This window comes from Priestia sp. RMT2NF4 (assembly GCF_047872835.1).
Taxonomy (GTDB): domain Bacteria; phylum Bacillota; class Bacilli; order Bacillales; family Bacillaceae_H; genus Priestia; species Priestia zanthoxyli.
Map to the genome: position 1 here is coordinate 86,605 of NZ_JBLQZO010000001.1, position 13,617 is coordinate 100,221.

Annotated in this window: 10 protein-coding genes; 6 read left to right on the forward strand and 4 right to left on the reverse strand. The window is 35.5% G+C overall.

Translation table 11 applies throughout. The features are described 5' to 3' along the window. Positions 1 to 386 precede the first annotated feature (386 nt). Both ACMX9J_RS00395 and ACMX9J_RS00400 read right to left on the reverse strand, forming a co-directional pair. Entirely contained in the window at positions 387 to 1,526 is a 1,140-nt protein-coding gene (locus ACMX9J_RS00395; RefSeq protein ID WP_416225298.1) for a hypothetical protein, read from the reverse strand. A 900-nt stretch (positions 1,527 to 2,426) separates the two neighbouring features. Further along, positions 2,427 to 3,857: a hypothetical protein gene (locus ACMX9J_RS00400; protein WP_028413700.1), complete on the reverse strand. Its 1,431-nt coding sequence runs from the start codon at positions 3,855 to 3,857 to the stop codon at positions 2,427 to 2,429. Between the two features lie 376 nt (positions 3,858 to 4,233). On the opposite strand from ACMX9J_RS00400, the gene ACMX9J_RS00405 reads away from it, so the two are divergent. Then, entirely contained in the window at positions 4,234 to 4,584 is a 351-nt protein-coding gene (locus ACMX9J_RS00405) for a VOC family protein (RefSeq protein ID WP_028413699.1), read from the forward strand. A 61-nt stretch (positions 4,585 to 4,645) separates the two neighbouring features. Here the strand turns inward: ACMX9J_RS00405 and ACMX9J_RS00410 are convergent, their stop codons facing one another. Further along, positions 4,646 to 5,737 carry an AI-2E family transporter gene (locus ACMX9J_RS00410; protein ID WP_025751972.1) on the reverse strand — a complete coding sequence of 364 codons (1,092 nt, stop codon included), beginning with the start codon at positions 5,735 to 5,737 and terminating at the stop codon, positions 4,646 to 4,648. A gap of 110 nt (positions 5,738 to 5,847) precedes the next feature. Further along, positions 5,848 to 6,042, reverse strand: a complete 195-nt coding sequence (locus ACMX9J_RS00415) for a twin-arginine translocase TatA/TatE family subunit (RefSeq protein WP_033578725.1) — start codon at positions 6,040 to 6,042, stop codon at positions 5,848 to 5,850. Positions 6,043 to 6,555: 513 nt separating this feature from the next. Between ACMX9J_RS00415 and uxaC the strand changes: the two genes are divergently transcribed. The 5 genes from uxaC to ACMX9J_RS00440 all read left to right on the forward strand — a co-directional run bounded on the left by uxaC (position 6,556) and on the right by ACMX9J_RS00440 (position 13,607). Beyond that, entirely contained in the window at positions 6,556 to 7,977 is a 1,422-nt protein-coding gene (gene uxaC, locus ACMX9J_RS00420) for a glucuronate isomerase (protein ID WP_048021357.1), read from the forward strand. 47 nt (positions 7,978 to 8,024) lie between these two features. Beyond that, positions 8,025 to 9,407, forward strand: coding sequence for a glycoside-pentoside-hexuronide (GPH):cation symporter (locus ACMX9J_RS00425; RefSeq protein ID WP_028413697.1), 1,383 nt, complete (start codon positions 8,025 to 8,027; stop codon positions 9,405 to 9,407). Positions 9,408 to 9,509: 102 nt separating this feature from the next. Beyond that, entirely contained in the window at positions 9,510 to 10,523 is a 1,014-nt protein-coding gene (locus ACMX9J_RS00430; protein WP_028413696.1) for a LacI family DNA-binding transcriptional regulator, read from the forward strand. Positions 10,524 to 10,640: 117 nt separating this feature from the next. After that, the gene (locus tag ACMX9J_RS00435; protein WP_416225299.1) at positions 10,641 to 12,104 is read left to right on the forward strand and encodes a tagaturonate reductase; all 1,464 of its coding nucleotides are present in this window, start codon (positions 10,641 to 10,643) and stop codon (positions 12,102 to 12,104) included. A gap of 12 nt (positions 12,105 to 12,116) precedes the next feature. Beyond that, complete coding sequence (locus ACMX9J_RS00440; protein ID WP_034264545.1) at positions 12,117 to 13,607, forward strand: UxaA family hydrolase; 1,491 nt, start codon at positions 12,117 to 12,119, stop codon at positions 13,605 to 13,607. The last annotated feature ends 10 nt before the right edge of the window (positions 13,608 to 13,617 follow it).

A 13,617-nucleotide genomic window follows, 5' to 3' on the forward strand; every position in this document is an offset into this window, starting at 1 on the left:
TATTATACATTTATAAGAGATTAAAAAGAAATTAAAGAAATTATAAACATTGCTAAAACTTATATGGACAAAAGCCTTCTGCTGACTGAGGTTATAGGGAATGAAGCAATCAAAAAAACTGCAGATTACTACAAGAATTTTCACGAAAAAATATAGGATTTTTTTATAACAGCTATATTTTCTACGCAGTCGATCGGAAAATAACGTTTATTTATTGTATTTTTTGTTCATTTAGTTGATTTTTTTCATGAAAACGAAAATCATTATCATTTAAAGAGATTTATTATAGCTGAGAGACAAATATGTTTTAGTAAGTTAAAGAGAAAAGAAGAGTAGGAGGGAAATAGAGTAGAGATGAGGAAAAAAAGGCATAACAAAAAAGAGTATTATAGAGCGTTAATTTTTGCCTGATAATACCCGTTGGCAATTTTGCGGATATACGTAAAGAAGTTTGACTCCATTTCATGCACAAGAGGGCGAAATACATCCATACTTTCTTCTATGTAAGTTTGTTGTAGATAACGCTGAACGGACGTTAATGATTTTTCGATTATATCTAAACCGAACTCATGCACAATGGAATGAATATCTTCTTTTTTAATAGAATAATGGCCAAAAGATTTAAAGAAATTCTTAAACTGAGCAAATGCATGCTCTCCACGGATTTTTTCGATTTCTTTTTGTTTTTTACTATCATGAGCACCAGTTAAATTGAAACTTAAAATAAAACCATCCTTGATTTTTTCAATAATCGATTTTCTTGGCTGCTTTTCTTCTAATAATGTTTTGACACAATCATCTTTTTCTAGTACATCGATACGGAAAATTTTACTTAATTTACTAGCCATTTCTTTAATAGCAGCTTTATAGCCAATGTATTTCGGAAGAATGTGTTTTACCTCGGTGTAAGATAAAAGGGCTTCTGAATCTTTCTTTACGTTTACATCAGATTCGTATACATACAAAGCACGTAAAGCCAGGCGCAGCATGTTAATATTTTTGATAGCCAGCAATTGATAAATCACTTCCATTGAAACAGAAGTGTAACCACCTTTTGAAGTATATGTATTGTGATCTTTATCAAGCATTTCCGGAGTATATGATATGTTTTGAGCATCAGCAGCTTCTTTCATATGTAAATCTAAAAAATCCTCTAAATAGTTGTTTAAAGAAACTTGAATATAGTCTCCCCATAAACGATCCCAGCGAATGATGTCATAGTCTTCTAAAAGCTTATTATTATTTTGAACGGTCCGAACGGAACATTGGATTGTATTAGCCAGTTCTTGCTCAGAAATAATTGAAATATGACCTTGGCTGTTACATTTGGCTACGTAAGCTAAAATTTGCTTCATCAGAGAACCCGTCCACTTTATGTCTACAAAGTTTTTTGCTAGACCAAATGAATGTTTTTCATAGTAATAGCTGTTGTCTCGTTTCGTCTCTCTATTTAAACCACTCATGACAATCAGCAGCTTGTTTGCTATCAGAGTGTGCCGTTTTAGTGCCAGCTTTTGTATACTCATGTAGTTACCTCCTTTCCAAAACTATATACGTCATCTTTTACAGTATAGACACAGTCATATAGGCTGTAAAATGACATATTTGCACGGAAAAATGGTGCATTTTTTTAAAAGACTAGTGATACCAAGGGACGAGACATCTATTTACAAGGTGACATATTTGCACGGAGATGTGGAGCAAAAATAGCGTTACATTTCATAAACGTTGATAAAACAGCATTCTTAAGACAAATGTCGTATTATGACGGATGAAATACACGTAATGTGACAAATTCAAAAAAAAATTTGATGTAAAAATGACATATTTGCACGGAGAATAGGAGCAAAAATGATAAAAATAAAGATTTGGGCAACAAAGTGACACATTTGCACGGAAAATAGGGACATAAAACAAAAAAATGCCCTTTTTTAGACACAGAAAGTTCACATTTTTACAAAGAATAAATGAACATTTGCAGAAAAAATCGCGCTTTTTTAAAAAAGTGGCATATTTGCACGGAAATCTAGAGCAAAAAACACTTTTGCACGGAGATTTGGAGCAAAAAATGCAGAAAACGAAGGGGGAAAGTCGCTGTCTCAAGAAAAATTATGTAAAAGTGGCATATTTGCACGGAAGATTGGAGCCAAACTTATAGTAAATGCAGTATAGAAAGAAAAACGACACTTTTGCACGGGAACCTGGAGCAAAAATTAGTTATAACACTTCTTTTAGACACAAAAAGTTCACAAAATGATAGGGAAGGTGAAGTTTAATAACTATATCAGCAGGGGAAATAGTATGTTTATATGGAGAATTGGAGCAAAAAAACACTTTTGCACGGAAATGTGGAGCAAAAAATGCAGTAACTAATGGTAGGCAGATAAAAAGAATGCTCTTATAAAGATCATAAGAGCATTCTTTTTTTAGCCTATAGAACTTGTTACGTTTTGATAGATAGAAAGGGGAGCATATTCGTAATCACCGGCTAATAAGTCTTTTACTTCACTTTCTCCCACAGGAATAAAGGTGATCTGAAACACTTGGCCCACTCTTTTATAAGATTGGACAGCTAGTTTTTGTTCGACTAGCTCATCTAAGGCTGTTTCAATTTCGACAAGGTTTTCTTTTTTGCGTCTTTTTCGAAAGCGGACTCTTGTCGAAAAATATAAATAATCTCTTGTGACATTGTATGAAGATTTTGTTTCATAGCAAATGAGACGCTCTTTTTGCATAACGAATAGCAAATGGTAAGCGGCGTCTAAACTTAATTTTTCTACTTTATTTTTGTAAATACGCACCGTTTGGCGTTGAATATAGTCTCTATATATCACTTCATTGACGTGAATTTCAGCAATTCGCGTTCCGTTTGGCATCGTAGTAATATCCACAAAGTCAAAAATACCATAGGCAATTGTCTTATTATGCTGTACTTTTGACATGCTGTAGTGCTTCATTTTTGTAATTCTTTCTTCTATCATCTGGTAATTGCGCTTACTGTCTGTTTTATAAAGTGCTTTCACAAGGTCACCAATCTTTACATTAATGATTTTTTGTGTAGCGAACAACTCGTCGCGTTGGCTCATGATCTCTAAAAACACTTTATAATCAAACCGATCTAAATCACTAATTTTATTTCCATTTTCTTCAGCGTATTCTTTTTCTATTAACAATTCGTAATCTGTCCCGTCTTCAGAGTTATAAGTACTTAAGAAATATTCTTTTCCTTCTTTCTCTAATAGGGGTTGCTCGACGAGAAGCTTTGCTCTTGAGTTAGAGAAAAAAGGGTTCTCTACAGTTGAAAAAGGGCTTTCAATAATACTATGGTTTCCGTTTTGGAAGCTAGGGTCCAGTATAGTCAGCCCAATAATAATAGATATATCCGTATGAATTGCTTTTTCTCGCTGCGTTTTGGTTTTTTGATGAATATAAGGATAATCAGTTAAGAAGAAGCTATCTTCTTGACTCCATTCACGTAGGATATCAATTCGTTTATTAATGACTTCTTCCGGAGACGGTATGTTTTCAAACTGTTTGCAAAAGAGTTCTTTTCCGTTTGTTTTATAATAAGCTGTTAGCGCTCTGTATTCCCCAATCAGCTCTTTATTCTTCTTGGGCTTTTTTTGCTCATAGTCGCGTATAGCAGCATCTAACCACCTGCGTTTCGTACGATTGAGAAAGTCTTTTTTTAAAATTCTCAACGCTTCGTTTACATCTTTATTTTCAAAGTGCTGCTGATAAAGAGGGAGGATGGTGCTCTCTAAATCACCTTTTATACTTTCGTTATAAACGGATAAGAGGCGTAATTTAGATACTCTATCAATGACTTCGCGTATGAGTAAAGATGAATAATCCATACACATCTAACCTCCTTAATCTTAAGTTAGTCATTTTAATCCTTAGTTGGATAGTAGCTTTAAATCTATTGTAATGCACGAAAGTTCGATGCCACAAACAAAAGACGGCTACTATCTATAGTCTATTTTTCATTATACACGTGCAAAGCAGGCGAAGGGGGGGATTTTCTTATTTTCTTTTTTCGTAATCTAAATTTGGTCATGAAGTATATACATTTGCTGCGTAGCTTATGTAAGGAGGATAACTCTGTTCGCAAGACTACTAATTCTGCTGCGGAGTTTAATGGATGAATAGCAAGCAATTTAACATAAAAGGATATCAGCGGTTAAAAGAGAATACTTTCTAAAACTACTAAACATACCCTGGAGGTCATGAATGAACCCTATATTAAATGAAGTAGGCACGATTTTTATTCCTGTAGAAGATATACAAAAAGCACGAGACTGGTATTGTGACGTGCTAGGTTTGCCGGCAGATGGAGACATTTTATATGATCATTTATATGTGATACCTATGAATGGAACAGGAATTGTATTAGATAGCAAAACTTATTCAAAAAATACGCTTTTTAAAACACCGGCTTTTCATTTGAATACAAACGATATCAAAGAAGCTTATGAGTATATGAAACAGAAAAAAGTAGAGCTAACGACAGGAATTGAACACGATCACTGGTTTATATTTAAAGATCCAGATGGAAATCATCTTATGGTGTGTGAATGCTGAACCTATGGAATAATAAAAGGACCTTCAAGAGAAGGTCCTTTTATTGTATTGCCTTTGCATTTTATAACTTGATAGATTTGTTTCTGAATTGAATCATTCTTACAATATTTATCACAATTGTTTTTGTTACAGCATAAGCCGGAATCGCTAAGATCATTCCGAGTATTCCTGCAATATTACCCGCAACAAGCAATAAAATAATAATCGTTAAAGGATGAGTGTTTAATTTCTTTCCAATTACCAGCGGAGAAATAATGTTCCCATCTAGCTGTTGAACGATTACGACGACAATAATTACTAATATCGCTTTTGTAGGAGAGTATAATAAACCTACGATTAAAGCGGGAGCTACGCCAATAAAGGGGCCGACGTACGGAATAATATTAGTAAGGGCTCCTATTAGTGCAAGTATTAATGCATAGGGCAACCCAATGATGAGGTAACCAATGAACGTACTAATACCGACAAATAAACAAACGAGCATTTGGCCTTGAATATAAGTAGCTAGCGTATTTGTTGTTTCTTTCATTGTACGCAACGTTTCTTTTCGGTAAGAAGCAGGCACCATACGCAGCGTATTTTTACGAAGTTTATGGCTGTCTTTGAGCATATAAAAAAGAATGAAAGGAACGGTTACAACCGTAAGTGTAATATTTGTTACGACGCTTAAAACAGATGAAATACTGTTTGTGAGATTCGTAGGTAAAGTAGACGCGTAGTTTAAAAGTGACTCTTCAATATGATCGAGCGACACATATTTTTGTTCAACGAGCCAGTTAAACCATCTTGAGTTAGATAAATCATTTATGTACTCTCTCGTTTCTACAATGTAAGACGGAATATTCTTAGCCAAATCAGTTAATTGTTTAGATAAGGTAGGTCCCACACCGCCCACAATAGAAGCAATTACGCCGATAAAAACAACGTATAATAGTAAAATGGCCAGTGTTTTTGGCACTTTTTTTCTTGTGAGAAATGACACAATTGGTTCGAATAAAAAGAAAAGAAAACCAGCTACAAGAATAGGGAAAAACAAAGTGGAGATAAACACACCGATTGGTAGAAAAACAAACGAAATATGTTTACAAATGTAAATCAGTAAAGCAATCATTAATAGTTCTAATGTCCAAAAATGCAGTTTCGATTTAAACAAAAAGTTACCCTCTTTCTTTACTATTTTTTACTATCATACATCAAAAAAGAAACCCACTGCACGTTAAAAGTGGGCTTTTTTAGTCTGTATAACTTTCATTTAAATAAAAATTAGGCTTTTTCCTCTTTATCTTCAGTGGTATCCTCTGGAGTTTTTTTGTCGTCATCTTGTATAATTCCTTCTGCTGCATTTTTAAATTCTCGCAGGGAATGTCCAAATGCTCGTCCTATGTCCGGCAATTTACTTGGTCCAAATACAATTAAGGCAGTAATCCCGATTACGACCATGCTTGTGGCTCCTGGCATGATATCCTCTCCTTTAAAAGCAATGAATATATGAAAATTAAAAAGAGATAGTAAATAAAGTGCATGTTTATACTATTCACTTTTCTCTTTAAAATTCCTTTATTTTAAATGATACGAAAACAAGGTGGAGCGGCTATGTATAATTTAAATGCTAGTAGTGATATTTTGCATATGAAATTTATTATAGCATTAAAGACAGCCGTTCGCCTTATTACTCTTGTATAAGCCCTATGTGAAAAAACTTGCTTTAATTCTTATGGAAACATGTCATAAATCCTGTTTTTTAAAATGAAGAATCAGTATATGAAAACAAGAAAAGAAAAAAATCGAAAAAATATAAAGATAAATTGTTGTAAAATTTAGAAATAAGTAATAGAATTAAATAAAATGTTAACGTTAACATTTTTGTTGTTGAAGATTATATCTTATTAAAATAGTTATCTATAAATAAGATTATTTATCCTCATATAAAATTTTGTTAACGTTAACAAAAAAGTAAAGGAGTAGGTAGAAATGAAACAGTTTATGGATGACCATTTTTTATTAACAAATGAAACAGCAGCACACTTGTATAATACTTACGCAAAAGATATGCCGATTATTGATTATCATTGCCACTTAAACCCGCAGGAAGTTTATGAGAATAAACAGTTTAAAACGTTAACTAACGTTTGGCTAGATGGAGATCACTATAAATGGAGACTGATGAGAGCGAACGGAATTGAAGAAGAAAAGATAACAGGATCAGCGAGTGACTATGAAAAATTTCTCGCGTGGGCTAAAACAGTTCCGATGACGATTGGGAATCCACTATATCATTGGACGCATCTAGAGTTAAAGCGTTTTTTTAATATTGATGAGATATTAAATGAACAGACGGCACCGTTTATTTGGGAAAAAGCAAACGAGAAATTACGCAGCGGTAAGTTTGGTGCAAGAGATCTTATTACACGTTCTAACGTAAAAGTTATCTGTACAACGGATGACCCAACAGATTCATTAGAGTATCATATGAAACTAAGAGATGTCCAAGGTTTTGAGACCCAAGTACTTCCAAGTTTTCGTCCGGATAAAGGGCTTGAAATCAACCAAGAAGGGTTTAAGAGCTGGATTGCAAAGTTGCAAGATTGTTCAAACCGCTCCATTCACACCTATGATGATTTGTTAAAAGCTCTTGAAAGTCGAGCTCGTTTTTTTCATTCCATGGGAGGGCGTTTATCTGATCACGCACTAAATAAAATGGTATATACGAAGACTTCGAAAGAAGAAGTTTCGGAGATTTTCTTAAAAGCCTTAAAAGGTGAAGGCGTAAGTACTGAAGAAGAAAGTAAATACAAGTCATATACGTTAATCTTTTTAGGGAAGCTGTATAATGAGCTAGGTTGGGCAATGCAATTTCACCTTCATGCTCTTAGAAACAATAACACCAAAATGTTTCGTCAGTTAGGTCCAGATACAGGGTATGACTCGATGTATGACGGACAAGTGGCAGAGCCTCTCGTACAGCTTCTTGATCAAATGGACGTACAAAATAGTTTGCCAAAGACGATTTTATATTCGTTAAATCCAAAAGATAATTATGTATTAGCAAGTATAATTGGCAGCTTTCAAGGAGACGGTATTCCTGGCAAGCTGCAGCTTGGCACGGCTTGGTGGTTTAATGATCAACGAGAAGGTATGTTAGAACAAATGAAAGCGTTATCAAATGTTGGGTTGTTTAGTCGGTTTATCGGTATGTTAACAGATTCCCGAAGTTTTCTTTCGTATACAAGGCATGAATATTTCAGAAGACTAGTATGCAGCTTAATTGGTACGTGGGTAGAAGAAGGGGAAGTACCTAATGACCAACAGCTGCTTGAGCAAATTGTAAAAGGAATATGTTATGAAAATGCTAAAGACTACTTTAGCTTCCCAGCCTATACGCTGCAAAAATAAAGGGGCAAAATAGTTTAAAGAATTGCAAGGGGAGAAGGGGGATTACCATGAGTGTTGTGGCAACAGAAAGAAAGGTTGAAATAAAAGTAGAAAAGAAAAATCTTAGTGTAAAAGAAAAAATATCTTATGGTATGGGTGATTTTGGTAACGGTTTCATGTTTGATTTAGGGCAGCTTTATTTGTTGAAGTTCTTTACAGATGTGGCAGGCATCCCTGCCGCGGCTGCGGGAGGGATTTTTCTAGTAAGTAAGTTATTTGCAGCAGTTTGTGATCCCATTGTTGGTTCGTCCATTGATTACCGAAAAAACATCGGAGCTAAAGGAAAATTCCGGCCGTATTTACTATTCGGAAGTATGGTGTTAGCCATTTTAACCGTACTCACGTTTATTTCGCCAAATCTTTCACCGGCGGGTAAATTAATTTATGCGTACGCTTCTTATATGATTTGGGGAATTGGCTATTCATTTGTCAATATTCCATACGGATCGCTAGGCGCATCCATGACTCAAAATACTTCTGATCGCACGTCTCTTGCTGCTTTTCGTCAAACAGGATCATTAGGTGCACTGTTTGTAACCAGCATTGCTGTTGTACCGCTCATTCTGTTATTTCCAAATGAAAAAATCGGTTATCCCGTTGTTATGGGAATTATGTCGGTCATTGGCATCATCGCTTTTTATGTATGCTATCGCAATTGCAAAGAACGCATTGTCGTAAAAGAGAGTCCAAAAGAAAAACTATCAGTTAAGTCTATTTTTAAAACGTTTGTAAGTAACAAACCTCTTTTAATTTTAGTGTTTATGACGGTATTTACCATTTCAGCTTACAATATTAAATCAGCTATGCTTATTTACTTTGCACAGTATAATTTAGGAAATGTTAAATTGATGGCTTACATGAACTTTATTATTATTGGTTCATCCTTTCTAGGAGTCATTATGCTGCCAAAGCTTGTTAGCCGATTTGGAAAAAAGCAAGCTGCAATGATTGGCTTAGGAATCAGTATTGCAGCGGACACAGTAAATTTCTTTATGCCTTCTAACGTCGTAATTTTTACGATTTTAGCAAGTATTGCTTTTATAGGTATCAGCATTCCTAACGGGATTACATGGGCATTTGTATCAGATATTATTGATTATGGTGAATGGAAAACAGGCGAAAGAAAAGAAGGCACAACGTATTCATTGTTCAACTTTTCTCGAAAGCTTGCTCAGTCGCTATCCGGCTTCTTATCAGGTATTGGTTTAGGGTTAGTTGGGTATATCCCAAACGTGGCACAAAAGGCAGGTACATTAGTGGGAATTAAAAGTTTGCTGTTACTATATCCTGCTATTGCTTTGTCCATTGCTGCAGTGATTATTGGTTTTATGTATAAGCTAACGGATAAGAAACACGCGGAGATTGTCCAAGATATTCATGCTAGGTCTTAGTCAAAACTGTCATAACATTCACCATTTGCTTATTATTCCTACTAACTTGTGATATCCTTATAATAAAAATCGATACTGATTCATTAAAGGAAGGTAAATGAAATGGGTGTTACAATTAAGGATATTGCAAAACTAGCAAACGTATCACATACAACGGTTTCACGTGCATTAAACAATAGTCCGCTTATTAAAGAAAAAACAAAAAAGAAAATTTTAGAGATTGCAAATACGCTTAACTATATTCCTGATTATCATGCGAAAAATTTAGTGCTTCAAAAATCTCATACAATTGGATTGTTTTTTACGAGCATGGCAAACGGTACGTCACCAAGTTTTTTAGTAGATAGTATTAGAGGGGTAAGTAAAGTAATTGATGTTCAGTATAATTTATTTGTAAGAGGCATTGACGATTATGATGATTATACGTACATCAACAATAAACGCTTTGATGCGATTATTTTAATGAGTCAAAGCGACCGTGATAACACTTTTATATATAACGTAGTAGAAAAAGGCATCCCGTTGATTGTGCTCAACCGTCAAGTTGACGATTCATCGATTATTAATATTTTGTCAAATGACAAAGAAGGAGCCTACAAAGCCGGCGAATATTTGATTGAATTAGGTCACAGGCATATTGCAATCATAGAAGGAATAGAAGGTTTTAAATCAACTCAACAGCGTAAGGAAGGATTTCTTAACTCGTTAATTGATCACAATGTTTCCATTCGCCAAGAGTATATGATTCAAGGAAATTACGATATGCAAAGCGGATATGAAGGAATGAAAGCACTGTTAAGGTTAAAGCAGCCGCCTACTGCTGTTTTTTGTTCAAATGATGATATGGCAATCGGTGCTATGAACGCCGCATTCGAGTCTGGGCTAAACGTACCGAGTGATATCTCAATTATTGGATTTGATGATATCGAATTAGCCAAATACACCACTCCTTCACTCACAACCGTTAAAAGACCAATCGAGAAAATCAGCATGACCGGAGCAGAAGCAGTTTTATCATTAATGGACAAAGATGACAAAAAGATGCTGCAAAATAAAGTTTTAATTAATACCGAATTAATGGTTCGCCAGTCTGTAAAGTCACGCTCATCTATGTAGCCGGTTATTTAGTATAACCGGCCCAAAAATGTTAACGTTAACATTTTTAAGAAATAAAACAATATAAAAAGCTATAAAAATAACAATGTTAATGTGTGCAAAGAAGGAGATGCTAACATGAAGTTAAACCGTCAGATGCAAGCTAACACACGTATATACACAGAAAAAGTACTGCAGTTTGGAGAAGGCGTATTTCTAAGAGGGTTTGCTGATTGGCAAATTCATCAAATGAACAAACACACTGCATTTAAAGGCAGTATAGTAGCTGTCAATCCGAGAATTACGGGAAATGCAGGTAAATTGAATGAGCAAGACGGTTTGTTTACGGTTTCTCTTCAAGGAATTCAAGACGGTAAAGCAGTCAAAGAACATGAAGTAATTGAATCTATTAGCCGAGGTCTAAATCCATATGAAGATTATGAGGCGTATATGCAATTAGCGGAGAAAGAAGAGCTAAGATTTCTTATTTCTAATACAACAGAAGCAGGTATCGCATTTTTAGAAGAAGACCGCTTGGAACATGCACCGCAAACGAGTTTTCCTGGTAAAGTTACGGCATTTCTATATAAGCGGTTTCAAGCTTTTCAAGGAGATCCAACAAAGGGACTTATTATCCTTCCTTGTGAATTAGTGGAGCGAAACGGGGATTTGTTAAAGAAAATGGTATTGCGCTATGCCGACAAATGGAATTTAGAGAAAAAGTTTACCGAATGGATACACGAAGCAAATGCTTTTTGCTGCACGCTTGTTGACCGAATTGTGCCAGGTTATCCAAACGATGAAAATCTGCTCAATGAACTGAGTTATGAAGATGAGTTTTTTGTGATCGCAGAGCCATTTTACTTATGGGTTATTGAGGGACCTGAGTGGGTAAAAGAAGAGTTTCCCGCGGAAGAAGCTGGTTTACATGTGAAATTTGTGAACGACATTGCACCATATGCGCTGCAGAAAGTCAGAATTTTAAATGGGATTCATACTGCTATGATGCCTGTTGCGTATTTAGCGGAACTAAATACGGTCAGAGAAGCAGTCGAAGATGATGTAATCGGAACGTTTATTCGAAAGTGTCTGTATGAAGAAATTATTCCTAGTTTACCAGTTTCGGAAGAAGAGTCTTTGCCAGTTGCTAAATCTGCATTAGAACGCTTTCAAAATCCGTTTATCCACCACGCATTAATGAGCATCTCTTTGAACAGCATGACAAAGTTTAAAACGCGAAACATCCCAACTCTTAAAGAGTACGTTGAAAAGCAAGGAGCGCTGCCGGCTTTGCTTACATTTTCTCTCAGTGCCCTCATTTCTTTTTATAAAGGAAAAAGAGAAGGAGAAAAAATTGAACTATCAGATGACCCTGCAGTTCTAGAAATGTATGAATCTCTTTGGAATACGTTTGACGGTACTGAAAAAAGCATTTCTTACATTGTAAAAGAAGTACTGGGATATAAAGAGCATTGGGGAGAGAATTTAAATACGATTCCTAGCTTAACAGAAGCCGTAACAAATGGAGTCTTAGCCATTGAAACTCTCGGAATGAAACAGGCAATAAAAGAAATTCTCTATGTAACCGCAACTAAACAGTAAGAGGTGAAGCATATGAAAGAAGTAATTCGTATTCATGAGGAAGATAATGTAGCAGTAGCTTTACGAGATTTTTTAGCACAAGAGAACCTTATGGTTGATGGAAAAGAAATTTCTCTAAAAGAAGAAGTGAAACGGGGCCATAAAATAGCTCTTACGCCAATTTCAGCGGGCGGCAACATTATAAAATATGGTTTTCCAATCGGGCATGCGACGCACTCTATTTCACCTGGTGAATGGGTGCATACGCATAACACAAAAACAAATTTAAATAATGTTAACGAATATGAATTTCATCAAAAGTTAGCAGCTCCTAAAGAAAAAAAACAATCGCTAACGTTTAAAGGATATCGCCGCAAAAACGGAGACATTGGAATTAGAAATGAGCTTTGGATTATTCCAACGGTAGGGTGCGTAAATGGTATAGCCGAACAAATGATTAAACAGTTTCAAAAAGAAATAGGTGATATCTCGCCTTTTGAACATGTAACCGTTTTAAAACACAATTACGGATGTTCTCAGCTCGGTGATGATCACCTTAATACAAGAACCATGCTTACGAGAATGGTACAGCATCCAAATGCTGGAGGCGTATTAGTATTAGGGCTTGGATGTGAGAATAATAGCTTAACAGAATTTAAACAAGCGCTAGGTACAATTGATGAAAGCAGAGTGAAGTTTTTACAATCTCAAGACGTCGAGGATGAAATTGAGGCAGGAGTCACTTTGTTAAAAGAAATTTATGCTGCTGCTAAAGATGATAAAAGAGAAGACGTTGATATTTCCAGGCTGAAAGTAGGTCTTAAATGCGGTGGGTCAGATGGATTATCTGGTATTACAGCAAATCCGCTGCTCGGTAAATTCTCTGACTGGCTCATTGCTCAAGGAGGCACAACAGTTTTAACAGAAGTACCTGAAATGTTTGGTGCAGAAACCCTGCTAATGGAAAGAGCTGTTGATGAACAAACATTTGATAAAATTGTTCATCTGGTTAATGACTTTAAAACGTATTTTCTCAATCATAAACAGCCGGTGTATGAAAATCCTTCTCCCGGCAATAAAGCAGGCGGCATTACAACGTTAGAAGATAAATCACTTGGCTGTACTCAAAAAGCAGGCACGGCCCCAGTCGTAGACGTGTTAAATTACGGAGATCGCTTACAAACTAACGGTTTAAATTTACTAAGTGCTCCTGGAAATGATTTAGTTGCCTCAACTGCTTTAGCGGCTTCAGGGTGTCATATTGTACTGTTTACAACGGGACGAGGAACGCCGTTTGGAACGTTTGTGCCCACTATAAAAATTTCTACAAACACCGCTCTTTATAACAAGAAGCCGCACTGGATTGATTTTAATGGAGGGGTACTGGTTGAAGGTGACACAGAAGAAGCTACGTTAGAAAGCTTTATTGAGTACATGATCGGGGTTTCTAGCGGAGAGCTTGTAAATAACGAAAAAAATGATTTTAAAGAAATGGCCATTTTTAAAACAGGCGTTACTTTATAAATAAGTCGGT